Origin of the sequence: Micromonospora sp. NBRC 110037 (assembly GCF_001652995.1) — a bacterium.
Taxonomy (GTDB): domain Bacteria; phylum Actinomycetota; class Actinomycetes; order Mycobacteriales; family Micromonosporaceae; genus Micromonospora; species Micromonospora chalcea.
The window spans coordinates 477,536-491,377 of the sequence record NZ_BBVA01000004.1 but is presented as its reverse complement, the minus strand read 5'-3'; the positions used below and the strand labels follow the sequence as shown (position 1 = coordinate 491,377).

Below are 13,842 nucleotides of genomic sequence, written 5' to 3'. Positions count from 1 at the left end.
TCCTATACCGAATGCGTTAAGAAGGGGCCCTTCCTTCCGGCGGTGAGCGCGTCGGCGAGCGCGGGGATGTCGGCCTCGTCCAGCGCGCTCACCGAGACGCGCACGGCGGGCGCGGCGGCGATCCGGTACAGGCCGCCGGGCGCCACGGCCCATCCGGCGTCGCGCAGCGTCGTGACCGTCACCGTCTCGTCGGGCACCGGCACCCAGACGTTGATCCCGGTACGCCCGTGCGCGGCCACCCCGCGCGCGGCCAGCGCGGCCACCAGCCCGTCGCGCCGCCGGTCGTAGCTGTCCGCCGCGCGCCGTACCAGCCCGGCGGTGGCCGGGTCGCGCCAGAGCGACACGACCAGCCGTTGCAGCACCGTGGACACCCAGCCGGCGCCGACCCGCGCCCGGCCGGCCACCCGGGCCACTGTGGCCTCGTCGCCGGCCAGCACCGCGAGCCGCAGGTCGGGCCCGTAGGGCTTGCTCACCGACCGGACGAAGGCCCACGCCGGTGTCGCCCCGGCGAGCGGGCTCAGGGGTACGCGGGCCAGCTCGGCGGCGTGGTCGTCCTCGATCAGCAGCAGGTCGGCGCGGCCGTCCAGCAGTGTCCGCAGCGCGTCGGCCCGGTCGGTGGAGACGGCCGCGCCGGTCGGGTTCTGCGCCCGGCTGGTCACCACGAGCGCCCGGACCCCGGCGGCCAGCGCCGCGCGGACGCCGCCGACTGTGGGGCCGTCGTCGTCCACCGGCACCCCGACGGTACGCAGCCCGAGCGCGGCGATCAGGTCGAGCAGGTTGGCCCAGCCCGGGTCCTCCACCGCCACCGCGTCGCCGGGGCGCAGGTGCGCGGCGAGCAGCCGTTCGATGCCGTCGAGCGCGCCTCCGGTGACTGTCAGCTCGCCGGGCGGCACCCCGTCCGCGGCGAGCCGGTCCCTCGCCAGGGCGGCCAGGTCGGGCAGCACGGCGTCGGTCGCGTACCCGCCGGGGGGTCCGATGTCGGCGGCGAGCGCGGCGAGGTGCGGCCCGAGCGGGGGCAGCAGCCGGGGGTCGGGCTGGCCGGCGGAGACGTCGCGACCGCCGGGCAGCGGCGGGGGCAGCAGCGCGGCGCGGCGGGCGGCCACCGGTGGGCGGGGGCGGACCCGGGTGCCGTGCCGGCCGGCGGTCGCGACCAGGCCACGTTGCCGCAGTTCCTGGTACGCCTTCGCGACGGTGGCCGGGCTGACGCCGAGGTCGGCGGCGAGCGCCCGGACGGCGGGCAGGGCGTCGCCCGGGGCGAGCGCGCCGCTGCGGATGCCCGATTCGACGCTGGCCGAAATCGCGGCGGAGGTCGAGCCGCTGACCTGATAATGTGCTGCCACAGTTTGGCGATTGTACTAGAACAAAGGTGGGATGTCACATGTACCCTCCGACCCCCCGCACCACGGCCAGCCGCGTCCGCGACCGGATGCGCTACGACGCGGCCACCGCGCACGCGCTGCTCGACGAGGCGTACCACTGCGCGCTGTCGTTCACCGTCGACGGCGAGCCGCGCGTCCTACCGACCCTGCACGTGCGCGTCGGCGACACGCTCTACCTGCACGGCTCCACCGGCAGCCGGCCACTGCTGGCCGCCCGGGGCGAGGCCGGGCTGCCGGTCTGCGTCGCCGTCACCCACCTCGACGGGCTGGTCTACGCGCGGTCGCAGTTCCACCACAGCGCCAACTACCGGTCCGTGGTGGCGCACGGCACCGCCCGGCTGGTCGAGGACACGGACGAGAAGGCGGCGGTGATGACCGCGCTGATCGAGAAGGTGGCCACCGGGCGCTCCGCCGAGAGCCGCCCGCCGAACCGGCGCGAGCTGGCCGAGACGGCGGTGCTGGCGCTGCCGCTGCGGGAAGTGTCGGTACGGGTGCGCACCGGCGGCGTCAACGACGAGCCGGCCGACGAGGCGCTGCCGTACTGGGCCGGTGTGGTGCCGCTGCGGCTCACACCGGGCCGACCCGAACCCGCCCCCGGGGTGAGCGCGCCGGTGCCGGCGTACCTGCGGGCGGCCCGCTCGCCGTGGCACGAGCCCGCGGTGCTGCGCGGCGAGCACGTGGTGCTGGAGCCGCTCGACCTCGCCCACGCCGACGAGCTGCACGCCGCCACCGACGACCCGCAGGTGTGGCAGCACCTGGGCGGTACGCGGCCCGCCGACGCCGACGAGATGCGCCAGGTTGTCGCCAGTTACCTGGACGCGCAGGAACGCGGCGAGCAGGTGTGCTGGGCGCAGCGCTGCGCCACCACCGGCGCGGTCATCGGCACCACCTCGTACTACGAGATCGACCCGGTCCGCCGGTCGCTGGCGATCGGCTACACCTGGCTGGGCCGCCCCTGGTGGCGTACCGGCGTCAACACCGAGGCGAAGCTGCTGCTGCTGGGCCGGGCCTTCGACGAGCTGGACGCGGTGCGCGTGGTCTGGCACACCGACATCCGCAACGAGCGCTCCCAGCGGGCCATCGAACGGCTCGGCGCGAGCCGGGAGGGCGTGCTGCGGCAGCACAAGCAGCGCGCCGACGGCTCCTGGCGGGACACCGTGCAGTACTCCATGCTCGCGCAGGAGTGGCCGAGCGCACAGGCCAGCCTGCGGGAACGTCTTCGCGCGGCGGCCCCCGTGGCGTCATGATGTCCGGCGTGCTGGGGATCACCGACATCTGGACGTACGTGCTGGGCACCGTGGCGATCGTGCTGCTGCCCGGACCGAACTCGCTCTTCGTGCTGGCCACCGCCGCCCGCCGGGGCGTGGCCACCGGTTACCGGGCCGCCGCCGGGGTGTTCGTCGGCGACGCGGTGCTGATGTTCCTCTCCGCCGCCGGGGTGGCCTCGCTGCTCCAGGCGTACCCGCCGCTCTACCTGGTGATCAAGTACGCCGGCGCGGCGTACCTCGGGTGGTTGGGGCTGGCCATGCTGCGCGGCGCGTGGCGGCGCTGGCGCGACCGCAACGACCCGGCCACGCCGCGCCTGATCGACGAGGTCGAGCCGGCCGGGCCGCAGGAGCCGTTCCGGCGGGCGCTGGTGATCAGCCTGCTCAACCCGAAGGCGATCCTGTTCTTCGTCTCGTTCTTCATCCAGTTCGTCGACCCCGGGTACGCCTGGCCGGCGCTGTCGTTCCTGCTGCTCGGGCTGATCGCGCAGGTCGCCAGCGCGCTCTACCTGACCGCGCTGATCTTCACCGGCACGTTCCTGGCGGCCCAGTTCCGGCAGCGCCGTCGGCTGGCCGCGACCGGGACCACGGCGGTGGCGATGCTGTTCCTCGGCTTCAGCCTCAAGCTCGCCGCCGGCTGAGGTGTAAGGAAGGGCCCCTTCTTAACGCCTCCGGTAGAGGAAGGGCCCCTTCTTAACAAGATCACGTGCCGTCGCCCCCACCGCCACCGCCGCCGATGCCCGCGCCGCCGGCCGTGCCGCCGAGCCCGTAGCCGGGCGCGACCGGACGGTCGGGCGGGCGGCTGACGTGCGCCGACTCGCGGATCGTGGCCGACCAGTCGGCGTGCGCCGCCGCTGCCGCGTGCCGGTCGATGGCGTGCCGCAGCCAGCCGTCCACAGTCGCCACCCAGTCCCGCTGGTCGGCCCCGGCGTGCCAGATCCGGAACCGGCTGATGCTCTGGTGGGTGATCCCGGCCAGGGAGAGCCGCCGGTCCAGCCAGAGCAGCACCTCCATGCCGGCCGAGTCGGTCAGCATGATCATTTCGAGTTCGGTCATCGGCCCGGCGTAGAGCGGGGCGGCCCAGAAGCCGTACCACTGCTGGAACGGCAGCGTCTGCTCCACCCCCGGCAGGCGTCCCTCGCGCAGCCCGGCCTGCCGGATCGCGAAGCCGAGCGTGTCCAGCGCGGCGAGCACGTGCTCCTGGGAGGGCAGCGGGTGGATCAGCACCGGCACCATCGCGCCCTGGTCGACCTCCGGATCCACCGACACCTCGGTACGCAGCCCGGTACGCAGGCTCAGCAGCGGCACCCCGCCGTACGTGGTCACCGGCGACTCCCACGGCAGCGGCACGGCGAACTCGACGGCGCGCCGTCGTCCGGCCGGCACCACGAACCGGCCCGCGATCGTCCACGTCTGGAACTGCACCAGGCGGCGCGGCGCCTCCGGGTCCTCCGGTTCGACCTGGGTGACCAGGCCGAGCCGGATGTGCCGGACCGGTACGTCCGATCCGCCGGCGCTGAGCGTCACCCGGCCCGGCAGGCGCAGGCCCGGCCGGGTGCTCGGATTGGGCAGCGTGGTGCTCACGGAGAGCCCCGTCCAGGCGGAGTCCCGCGACACCCCGGTCAACCGCATGCCGGGGCATTCCCGCTGCCCGCCGGGCCATGCCCGACCGAAGCGGACGCCGGACGCCGGCTGCCGGGCGCCGGACGCCGGGTGCCAGACGCCGCAACGGACGCCGGCCCGGCGAGGTGGTCTCCCACCTCGCCGGGCCGGTACGGATCATGACGGTCAGCGCATCCGGCGGCCTCGCGGCACCGGGTCGGTCTCGTCGTCGAACTCGCCGATGACCTCCTCCAGGAGGTCCTCCAGCGCGACGAACCCGATGGGCCGGGTCGGCCCGCCACCGTTGCTCACCAGCGCGAGCTGCGCCTGCTGCGCCCGCATGGCGGCCACCGCCTCGGTCACCGACGCCTCGGCCGGCAGCGTGAAGGCGTTGGTCATCAGCTCGTCCGCGGTCGCCGGGCGGCCGGTGGTGACGGCACGCACCGCCTCGCGTACGTGCACCAGGCCGCACACCTCGCCACCGGCGTCGACCACGGCGAGCCGGGACCGGCCGCTGTCGCGGGAGACGTGCTCGATCCGCTCGGCGGTCTCGTCGCGGCCCACCGTGACGATCCGGTCGAACGGCTCCATCACCTGCGCCACAGTGGTGCCCTGAAGCTCCAGCATGCTGCTGAGCAGCTGGTGCTGCTCGGCGCCGAGCAGCCCGTGCTCCCGGGACTGCTCCAGCAGGATGCGCAGCTCGTCCGGGCCGTGCACCTGGGCGAGCTGGTCCTGCTGCTGCACGCCGAACAGCCGCAGCATCGCGTTGGCGAGCCCGTTGAGCACGGAGAGCACCGGCCGGACGATCCGGGCGAAGGCCCGGAACGGCAGCGCCAGCAGCGTCGCCGAACGCTCCGCGTCGGTGATCGCCCACGACTTCGGGGCCATCTCGCCGACCACCAGGTGCAGGAACGTCACCAGGGACAGCGCGAACACCAGCGCCACCACGTGACTGGCCGCGGTGGGCAGGCCGACCGCGTGCAGCAGCGGGCTGATCAGCCGTTCGATGGCCGGTTCGGCCAGCGCGCCCAGGCCCAGCGTGCACAGCGTGATGCCGAGCTGCGCGCCGGCCAGCATGAGGCTCAGCTCGCGGACGCCGTCGAGCGCCGCGCGGGCGGCCCGGCCGCCACCGGCGGCCGACTGCTCCAGCCGGTACCGCTTGGCCGCGACGAGCGCGAACTCGGCGGCCACGAAGAATCCGTTGAGCGCGAGCAGCACCACGGAGAAGAACAACGCGAACCCGGGGGTCATGCCGCACCCTCCCCGGACACGTCGGCGGTGGACCGCAGCCGTACCGAGTCGGCCACGTGCCGGTCCACGGCGAGCACCTCGACCAGCACCCGCGGGCCGGAGGCCGGCTCGTCGCCGTCGGCGGCGACCGGGATCTCCAGCCGGTCACCGACCTCGGGCACCCGGCCCAGCTCCCGCATCACCAGACCGGAGAGCGTGTCGTACTCGGGCGCCTCGGGCAGCTCGATGCCGGTGCTGTCGGCGACCTCGTCGATGCGCCAGCGCGCCGGGACGACCCAGGAGCCGTCCTCCTGCCGCGCCGCGGCCCGGTCCGGCGGGTCGTCCTCGTCGCGGATCGGCCCGACCAGCTCCTCGGCCAGGTCCTCCAGCGTGATCACGCCGGCGAAGCCGCCGTACTCGTCGACCACGCAGGCGAGCTGCCGGTGCCCGGACCGCAGCCGGTCGAGCACCGTCGGCAGCGGCAGCGTCTCGGGCACCAGCAACGGGGGTACGGCCACCGCGTCGACCCGGGTGGTCGCGCGCTGCGCCGGGGGCACCCCGAGCACGTCGGCGATGCCGACCACGCCGATCAGGTCGTCGACGCCCTCGGCGCCGCGCACCGGGAACCGGGAGTGGCCGGTGTCCAGCAGCTCGACGATGCGGCTGACCGGCTCGTCGGCCCGCACGGTGTGCACGTCGACGCGGGGCACCATCGCCTCGCCGGCGGTCAGCTCCCGGAAGTCCAGGCCCCGGTCCAGCAGGTCGGACATCTCGGCGTCGAGGTGCCCCTCCTCCCGGGACTCGGCGATGATCTGCTCCAGGTCCTGCGGGGTGGCGCCGCTGGGCAGCTCCTCGATCGGCTCGATGCCGATGCGGCGGAGCAGCCGTACCGCGGCCCGGTCGAAGAGCGTGATCAGCGGGCCGGCGATCTTCAGGTACATCAGGGTGGACCGGGACAGCGCCCGGGCCAGCGGCTCGGCGCGGGCGATGGCCAGGTTCTTCGGGGCCAGCTCACCCAGGACCATCTGCACCACTGTGGCGATGACCAGGGCCAGCGCCACCGACAGCGGCAACGCCACCGCGCTGGAGATGCCGGTGAGGCCGAGCAGGTCGGCCAGCCCGGCGCCGAGGAACGGCTCGGCGACGTAACCGACGAGCAGGGCGGTCACGGTGATGCCCAGTTGGGCGCCGGACAGCATGAACGAGAGCCGCGCGGTGACTTCCAGGGCCCGGGCCGCGGCACGATCGCCACCGTCGGCGAGCTGCTTGAGCTTGCCCCGGTCCACGGCGACGTAACCGAACTCCTGGGCCACGAAGTAACCGGTGGCGGCGGTGAGCACGATGATGAGAAGGAGACCGACGAGGATCAGCACGGGAGGTTCAGTGCTCCCGGGGTCGTCGGGGAGGGAATTCGCCGGGTATGACCCGGCCGGCTACTGCTGCCCTCCGGGGCAGGAGAGTCGATCATGCGGCCCATTTTATCGGTACCGGCTGGACGTCCGCTGAGGGTGCCGGGAACCCTCCCCCACGTCCGGTTCACCGCCCGGCGAGCTCGTCCACGTCCAGCAGGCTCCGGTCGACCCGGCCGGACCGGTAGGCCGCCCGGCCGATCATCTGCGCGGCGACCGGCGCGGTGGAGAGCTGGAAGATCGCCACCAGGACCAGCATGCCCAGGTCCGAGGGGGTACGCAGGCGCAACGCCAGCCCGGCCAGCAGCAGCAGGACGCCGAGGACCTGCGGTTTCGTGGCCGTGTGCATCCGGTCCAGCACGTCCGGGAAGCGCACCAGTCCGATGCCGGCGACCAGCCCCAGCACCGCCCCGGCCAGCAGCAGCGCTCCACCCGCCCAGTCCGCGACGGCAGCGACGCTCACGATTCGCCCCGGACCGCGAAGCGCACCAGCGACACCGAACCGATGAAGCCGAGCAGGGAGAGCACCACGAGCACGGGCAGCGTGGTGGCGTGCCGGTTCACGGCGGCCTCCGCCCCCACCGCGGCGAGCATCGCCGTCAGCAGCAGGTCGGCGCCGACGACCCGGTCGAGCAGGGACGGGCCGCGGTAGATGCGGGCCAGGGCGAGCAGCGCGGTGGCCGAGAGCAGCACGGTGAGCGCGACGGCGAGCAGGACTGTCACGGGTGGTTCCTCCGTTCGGCGGGTTCGAGGTCGAGCCGGCGTACCTCGGCGGGAGATCCGATGGCGCGGACGATGCGCCGTTCGACGGCGAGCACGCGCTCGCGGCTGCCGGTGATGTCCTCGGGGCCGCGCACGTCGAGCACGTGCACGTAGAGCACGCCGGCGGCCCGGTCGACGTCGATGATCAGCGTGCCCGGCACCAGCGAGATCACCTCGGCGGTGAGCGCCAGGTTGAGGTCGGTACGCACGCGCAGCGGCACCGCGATGATGGCGCCGCGCGGGCGGTAACCGAAGCGCAGCGCCACGGCGGCGACGTGCAGGCTGGCGCTCACCAGCTCCGCGATGAAGGTGATCAGGAAGACCAGCAGCGCGCGGGGGCGGAACCGGCCGCCGAACGTGACCGGCGGCAGCGGGAAGAACAGCAGCACGGCCGCGCCGACCACCAGCCCGGCGATGAGGTTGCCCACTGACACGTCGCCCCACAGCAGCAGCCACGCGGCGACCAGCCAGCCGAGCGCGAGCGCCTGGTCGCGGCGCCGCCCACCCCGGCCCACCACCTGAATCGGCGCGTCGGGCTCGGGCGCGGCCCGGGGTACGCCCGTCGGCTCCCCGGTCGCGCCCCCGCCCGGGGGCAGGTCGTCGGTCATGGCACGTCCCGGGGCAGGACCGCCCGCACGTACGGGGTGCGTTCGCGCAGGTCGGTGGCCGCGTTCGAGGTGACCTGGAACAGCGGCCCGGCCGCCAGCGTGAACAGCACACCGAGCGCGACCAGGGCGGTGGTGGCGCCGACCATCAGGCCGGGCAGCCGGGCCGGCACGGTGGTGGAGGCCAGCCGGGGCGCCCGCCAGAACGCGATGTTCCACACCCGGGAGGCCGCGTAGAGCGTGAGCAGGCTGGTCAGCGTGCCGGCCCCGACCAGCACGGCGGGCAGCGTCCCGCCCGCCGCCACGCCGGCCTGGAGCAGACCCAGCTTGCCGAGGAAGCCGGAGAACGGCGGGATGCCCGCCAGGTTCATCGCCGGGACGAAGAAGAGCACGCCGAGCATCGGGGCGACCCGCGCCAGCCCGCCGATACGGCGCAGGTCGGTGCTGCCCGCCCGCTCCTCGACCAGGCCGGCGACCAGGAACAGCGTGGTCTGGATGGTGATGTGGTGCACCACGTAGAAGATCGCCCCGGACAGGCCGGCGACGCTGCTCAGCGCCACCCCGAAGATCATGTAACCGATGTGGCTGACCAGCGTGAACGACAGCAGCCGCTTCAGGTCCGACTGGGCCACCGCGCCGAGGATGCCGACCACCATGGTCAGGCCGGCCACCACCATCAGCAGGCCGGCGACCTGGCCGCCGGGGAACAGCAGCGTCTCGGTGCGGATGATCGCGTACACGCCGACCTTGGTGAGCAGGCCGGCGAAGACAGCGGTCACCGGCGCGGGCGCGGTCGGGTAGCTGTCCGGCAACCACGCCGACAGCGGGAACACCGCCGCCTTGATCCCGAACGCGAGCAGCAGCATCAGTTGCAGCGTCAGGCGTACGCCCGACGGCAGCGCGTCCAGCCGGCCGGCGAGCTGCGCCATGTTCAGCGTGCCGGTGGCCGCGTACACCAGCCCCACCGCGGACAGGAACAGCAGCGACGACAGGATGCTGACCACCACGTACGTCGAGCCGGTGCGCAGCCGCACCTCGGTGCCGCCCAGCGTGATCAGCACGAAGCTCGCGGCGAGCAGGATCTCGAAGCCGACGAAGAGGTTGAACAGGTCCCCGGCCAGGAAGGCGTTCGTCACGCCCGCGGTGAGCACCAGGTACGTGGGGTGGTAGATGCTCACCGGCGCGGTCTCGCTGGTCTCCCCCCGGCCCTGGCCGATCGAGTAGAGCAGCACGCACAAGGTCACCGCAGAGGAGACCAGCACCATCAGCGCCGCCAGCTGGTCGGCCACCAGCACGATGCCCACCGGCGCCGGCCAGCCGCCCACCTGCACCACCACCGGCCCGAACCGGTACGCCTCGACCAGCAGCACCGCCGCCACCACCAGGACGCTGGACAGGCAGAGCACGCTTATCGACCGCTGCAGGCGGGGCCGCCCGGACAGCAGGAGGGTGAGCGCCGCGCCGAGCAGCGGCACCACCACCGGCAGCGGCACGAGCCCGCTCATGTCTCACCGTCCCGGCGCAGCCGCCGGCGGGCCGGCTCCGGGTCCACCTGCTCCGGGTCGTCGTCCGGGCCCTCGCCGCCGTGGTCCGCGGTCGACACCTCGTTGCTCTCGGCGAGCCGGACGATCTGCCGGTCCTCCAGGTCGTCCTGCACCTCGTCGTCGCCGCTGGTGTACCAGCTGCGGTACGCGACGGCGAGCAGGAACGCGGTCAGCCCGAACGTGATCACCACTGCGGTGAGCACCATGGCCTGGGGCAGCGCGTCGCTCATCTCACCCTGCGGGGAGGAGCCCACGAACGGTGCGGCGCCGGCTCGCCCGCCGAGCAGGATGAGCAGGTTCACGCCGTTGCCGAGCAGGATGATGCCGAGCAGGATCCGGGTCAGGCTGCGTTCCAGCAGCAACGTGACACCGGCGGCGACGAGCACCCCGACCGCCAGCACCAGCACCAGCGTCGGACCGGCCGCGCCCCTGGTCACTGAGCCACCTCTGTTCGCGACTGCGGGGCTCGCAAACCCGGCTCACTCCTCGCGCTCACGGGTGCCACCTCTGTTCGCGACTGCGGGGCTCGCAAACCCGGCTCACTCCTCGCGCTCACGGGTGCCACCTCTGTTCGCGACTGCGGGGCTCGCAAACCCGGCTCACTCCTCGCGCTCACGATGGCCCGTCCCGCTGGACGATCAACCCGCGTCCCGCCTCACCGGCGGCCTCCACGTGCCGGTCCACCTCGGCGCCCAGGCTGCGCAGGATGTCCAGCACCAGCCCGACCACCACCAGGTAGACGCCGATGTCGAAGAAGAGCGACGTGACCAGGTAGAAGTCGCCGATCACCGGCAGCCACAGGCCGACCTTGACGCTCTGCAGCACGTCGCCGGTCAGCGCCAGCCCGAGCACCCCGCTGCCGACCGAGATGCCCAGACCCGCGCCGAGCACGGTGCCGGCCCCGACCGGCGCCGCCTCGGCCAGCTCGTACCGGCCGCCGGCCAGATAGCGCAGGGCCAGCGCGAGGCCCGCCACCAGGCCGCCGGCGAAACCGCCACCGGGGGCGTTGTGCCCGGAGAAGAGCAGGAACAGCGAGAAGATCAGTACGGTGTGGAAGATCAGCCGGGTGACCACCTCGAACACGATCGAGCGCCGCCGCTCCGGCAGCGTCTGCCCGCCGCGCAGCCACACCGTGCGCCGGTCACCGGCGCGCATCGCGACCGGCCGCGGGCGGCGCGGACGCGGCCCGGTGCGGGAACGCTCGTAGATCAGGCTGGCCACACCGGTCGCGGTCACCACGAGCACCGAGATCTCCCCCATGGTGTCCCAGGCCCGGATGTCCACCAGGGTCACGTTCACGACGTTGCGGCCGTACCCCTCGACGAGGGCGAGCTGGGGGAAGTCGGCGGAGATCGACGGCGCCCGGCGCGCTCCGGCCGCGGTCAGCGCCAGGCCGGCCATCACCACGCCGGCGGCGATCCCGATGCCGCGCCGCACCCAGCGGCTGCGGCGCAGCGGACGGGCCGAGAAGCGTTCCGGCAGCCGGCGCAGCACCAGCACGAACACGGCGATCGTGGCGGTCTCCACCAGGAACTGGGTCAGCGCCACGTCCGGCGCGCCGTAGAGGACGAACATCATCGCGGTGCCGTAGCCGGTGACCCCGACCAGCAGCATCGCGGTGAGCCGGCGACGCGCGCCGACCGCGAGCAGCGCGGCCACCGCGATCACCACGGCGACCACGAGCTGGGCCGGGTTGTCCCACACCGCCAGCTCGACCCGCCACGGCGCGGTGGCGAGCATCGCCCCGCCGGGCACGAACACCAGCGCGAGCAGCACCGTACCGAGGTACTGCGGCAGCGAGCCGCGCTGGGTGGCGCCGGTGACCTCGATGGCGAGCCGGTCGAAGCCGTGCGTCACCCACTCGTACCCCTGGTTGCCGCTCACCGGCGAGCGCAGCCGCGCCAGCGCGGGCGCGAGCGGGCCGCGGACCAGGTGCAGCGCCGCGCCGCCGGCCAGCACGAGGGCGGAGAGGCCGAGCGCCGCGGTCGGCCCGTGCCAGAGCGCCAGATGCTCCTCGACCGGTCCGAACAACTCCGCGTACGGCTCGAACAGGCCGCTCAGCCACCCGGCGGCCGGACCGGCGGCGAGCCCGGCCACGGCGAGCAGCGCCGGGGGTACGAGCATCGCGGCCGGTGGCCGGGCCACCTCCGTGTCCGCGACGCCGGGCCGGGTGCCGAACGCGCCCCAGACGAACCTGATGCTGTACGCGACGGTGAGCGCGCTGCCGGCCACCAGCACGGCGAGCACGAGCGGGTCGCCGGTGAACGCGGCGAGCACCGACTCCTTGGCCACGAACCCCAGCAGCGGCGGCACGCCGGCCATCGAGGCGGCGGCGAGCGTGGCGACGATCGCCAGCCACGGCGCGGCCCGGCCCACCCCGGACAGGTCCCGCAGGTCACGGGTGCCCGCCTCGTGGTCGAGGATGCCGACGACCAGGAACAGCGCCGCCTTGAACAGCGCGTGCGCCGCCAGCATCGCCACGCCGGCCAGCGCCGCCTTCGGGGTGCCCGCCCCGAACAGCACGGCGAGCAGTCCGAGTTGGCTGACCGTGCCGTACGCCAGCAACAGCTTCAGGTCGGTCTGCCGCAGCGCCGCCCAGCCGCCCAGGACCAGCGAGAGCAGCCCGGCGACGACGGTGACCGGCCGCCACGGTCCGGCCGCGGCGAGCGCCGGGCCGAGCAGTCCGATGAGGAAGATGCCGGCCTTCACCATCGCCGCCGCGTGCAGGTACGCGCTGACCGGTGTCGGCGCGGCCATCGCCACCGGCAGCCAGGCGTTGAACGGGAACACCGCCGACTTCGCCAGCGCGCCGGCGAGGACGAGCAGCACCGCCAGCGCCAGGTATCCGCCGCCGGGCAGCGGCGCGGACGCCACCGACGACCAGCGGTAGCCACCCGCGTGGTGACCGAGCATCAGGAACCCGACGAGCATCGCCAGGCCGCCCAGCGTGGTCACGGTGAGCGCCTGCGCGGCCGCCCACCGGCTGGACCGGCGCTCGGTGCTGTGCCCGATCAGCAGGTACGAGAAGACGGTGGTCAGTTCCCAGAAGACGTAGAGCAGCAGCAGGTCGTCGGAGACGACGAGGCCGAGCATCGCCCCGGCGAAGGCGACCATGACGGCGGCGAACCGGGCCAGCCCGACCGACCCGGGTTCGAAGTAGCGGGCGGAGTAGACGAGCACCAGCGCGCCGACGCCACCGACCAGCAGCAGCATCAGCCAGGACAGCGTGGTGACCCGCAGCGCCACGTCGAACTGCAGCTCCGGGATCCACTGGTACGTCTCGACGACCGCGCCGCCGTCGCGTACCGCCCCGGTGTGGGCCGCCGCCCAGACCGCGGTGGCGGCCGGGGCGAGCGCGAGCAGCAGGCAGGCGCGTGGACCCCACCGGCGGACCAGCAGCGGGGCGAGCAGCGCCGCCACCAGGTGCACGATCAGCAGGACGAGCACGCGTACTCCCGGTCGAGGTGACAGCGCGCCGGAACACGCTGGGACACAACCGATCAGACGTCACAACCAACCCCAACCGCGCCCTTTTCCCCAAAAGCCACCCATCTCCCCCCCACCCACCCCACCCGCCTTCTCGCGGTGATCAAGGAGTTTGTGTCCGGAGCAGGCTGGTGCGGTGACACGAACTCCTTGATCAACGCGGAGATCGGGCACCGGTCGGGGCGGGTGGGTGGGTCAGGACAGGGCGGTGGAGTCCAACTGGCGGGCGGCCCGGTCGACGGCGCGCTGGGCGACCGCGAGCGACCGCAGCGGCAGCCGGGCGTCGCGGCTCTCCCGGCGCTGGACGAAGTAGTGCACGGCGGCCCGCACGCGCGCCCGGTCGGCGGCACTGGAACGGGCGGTGGCGAGGATCATCTCGCGCAGCCGCCGGGCCAGTTCCTCGGCCAGTTCGAGGTCGGGACCGCGCAGCCCGGCGCGGAGCGCGGCCAGCCGGCCGTCGACCTGACGGAGGAGCAGGTCGGTGCCGGGCCCGAAGCCTCGTTCCTCGACGGTCATCCACGCCTCCAGCCCACGCCGCATCGCGAGTGAAGTTACTTTAT

General features: G+C 73.9%; 13 protein-coding genes. 2 read left to right on the top strand and 11 right to left on the bottom strand.

All coding sequences use genetic code 11. The annotated features are described in order from the left end of the window. Positions 1 to 2 precede the first annotated feature (2 nt). Complete coding sequence (locus A4R25_RS15215; protein WP_064447106.1) at positions 3 to 1,340, bottom strand: aminotransferase class I/II-fold pyridoxal phosphate-dependent enzyme; 1,338 nt, start codon at positions 1,338 to 1,340, stop codon at positions 3 to 5. Positions 1,341 to 1,378: 38 nt separating this feature from the next. Between A4R25_RS15215 and A4R25_RS15210 the strand changes: the two genes are divergently transcribed. Further along, the gene (locus A4R25_RS15210) at positions 1,379 to 2,626 is read left to right on the top strand and encodes a bifunctional pyridoxamine 5'-phosphate oxidase family protein/GNAT family N-acetyltransferase (protein ID WP_064447105.1); all 1,248 of its coding nucleotides are present in this window, start codon (positions 1,379 to 1,381) and stop codon (positions 2,624 to 2,626) included. Next, on the top strand, positions 2,623 to 3,285 hold the full coding sequence (gene leuE, locus A4R25_RS15205) for a leucine efflux protein LeuE (RefSeq protein ID WP_043325749.1): 663 nt from the start codon (positions 2,623 to 2,625) through the stop codon (positions 3,283 to 3,285). The genes A4R25_RS15210 and leuE overlap by 4 nt, the downstream gene beginning before the upstream one ends. 61 nt (positions 3,286 to 3,346) lie before the next feature. Here the strand turns inward: leuE and A4R25_RS15200 are convergent, their stop codons facing one another. The 10 genes from A4R25_RS15200 to A4R25_RS15155 form a co-directional block, all read right to left on the bottom strand. Then, positions 3,347 to 4,276: a sporulation protein gene (locus A4R25_RS15200; protein WP_043325751.1), complete on the bottom strand. Its 930-nt coding sequence runs from the start codon at positions 4,274 to 4,276 to the stop codon at positions 3,347 to 3,349. A 156-nt stretch (positions 4,277 to 4,432) separates the two neighbouring features. Next, entirely contained in the window at positions 4,433 to 5,497 is a 1,065-nt protein-coding gene (locus A4R25_RS15195; protein WP_043325753.1) for a hemolysin family protein, read from the bottom strand. Continuing rightward, entirely contained in the window at positions 5,494 to 6,849 is a 1,356-nt protein-coding gene (locus A4R25_RS15190) for a hemolysin family protein (protein ID WP_043325755.1), read from the bottom strand. The genes A4R25_RS15195 and A4R25_RS15190 overlap by 4 nt, the downstream gene beginning before the upstream one ends. Positions 6,850 to 7,012: 163 nt before the next feature. Next, positions 7,013 to 7,348 carry a monovalent cation/H(+) antiporter subunit G gene (gene mnhG / locus A4R25_RS15185; RefSeq protein WP_043325757.1) on the bottom strand — a complete coding sequence of 112 codons (336 nt, stop codon included), beginning with the start codon at positions 7,346 to 7,348 and terminating at the stop codon, positions 7,013 to 7,015. Further along, positions 7,345 to 7,608, bottom strand: a complete 264-nt coding sequence (locus A4R25_RS15180; protein WP_043325758.1) for a monovalent cation/H+ antiporter complex subunit F — start codon at positions 7,606 to 7,608, stop codon at positions 7,345 to 7,347. Before A4R25_RS15180 ends, mnhG begins: the two co-directional genes overlap by 4 nt. Further along, complete coding sequence (locus A4R25_RS15175) at positions 7,605 to 8,255, bottom strand: Na+/H+ antiporter subunit E (protein WP_064447104.1); 651 nt, start codon at positions 8,253 to 8,255, stop codon at positions 7,605 to 7,607. Before A4R25_RS15175 ends, A4R25_RS15180 begins: the two co-directional genes overlap by 4 nt. Continuing rightward, positions 8,252 to 9,757, bottom strand: a complete 1,506-nt coding sequence (locus A4R25_RS15170; RefSeq protein ID WP_064447103.1) for a Na+/H+ antiporter subunit D — start codon at positions 9,755 to 9,757, stop codon at positions 8,252 to 8,254. Before A4R25_RS15170 ends, A4R25_RS15175 begins: the two co-directional genes overlap by 4 nt. Then, positions 9,754 to 10,233, bottom strand: a complete 480-nt coding sequence (locus A4R25_RS15165; RefSeq protein ID WP_043325764.1) for a Na(+)/H(+) antiporter subunit C — start codon at positions 10,231 to 10,233, stop codon at positions 9,754 to 9,756. The genes A4R25_RS15170 and A4R25_RS15165 overlap by 4 nt, the downstream gene beginning before the upstream one ends. A gap of 175 nt (positions 10,234 to 10,408) precedes the next feature. Then, positions 10,409 to 13,243 (bottom strand): Na+/H+ antiporter subunit A, encoded by a 2,835-nt coding sequence (locus A4R25_RS15160; RefSeq protein ID WP_064447102.1) that lies wholly within the window; start codon positions 13,241 to 13,243, stop codon positions 10,409 to 10,411. A 234-nt stretch (positions 13,244 to 13,477) separates the two neighbouring features. Then, positions 13,478 to 13,798, bottom strand: coding sequence for a hypothetical protein (locus A4R25_RS15155; RefSeq protein WP_030504176.1), 321 nt, complete (start codon positions 13,796 to 13,798; stop codon positions 13,478 to 13,480). Positions 13,799 to 13,842: the final 44 nt, after the last annotated feature.

What these genes read in the sequence shown, in the direction of transcription:
- A4R25_RS15175 (WP_064447104.1), bottom strand. Translation starts at nt 8,255, where the DNA reads ATGACCGACGACCTGCCCCCGGGCGGGGGCGCGACCGGGGAGCCGACG.
- A4R25_RS15155 (WP_030504176.1), bottom strand. Translation starts at nt 13,798, where the DNA reads ATGACCGTCGAGGAACGAGGCTTCGGGCCCGGCACCGACCTGCTCCTC.
- A4R25_RS15195 (WP_043325753.1), bottom strand. Translation starts at nt 5,497, where the DNA reads ATGACCCCCGGGTTCGCGTTGTTCTTCTCCGTGGTGCTGCTCGCGCTC.
- A4R25_RS15200 (WP_043325751.1), bottom strand. Translation starts at nt 4,276, where the DNA reads ATGCGGTTGACCGGGGTGTCGCGGGACTCCGCCTGGACGGGGCTCTCC.
- leuE (WP_043325749.1), top strand. Translation starts at nt 2,623, where the DNA reads ATGATGTCCGGCGTGCTGGGGATCACCGACATCTGGACGTACGTGCTG.
- A4R25_RS15210 (WP_064447105.1), top strand. Translation starts at nt 1,379, where the DNA reads ATGTACCCTCCGACCCCCCGCACCACGGCCAGCCGCGTCCGCGACCGG.
- A4R25_RS15170 (WP_064447103.1), bottom strand. Translation starts at nt 9,757, where the DNA reads ATGAGCGGGCTCGTGCCGCTGCCGGTGGTGGTGCCGCTGCTCGGCGCG.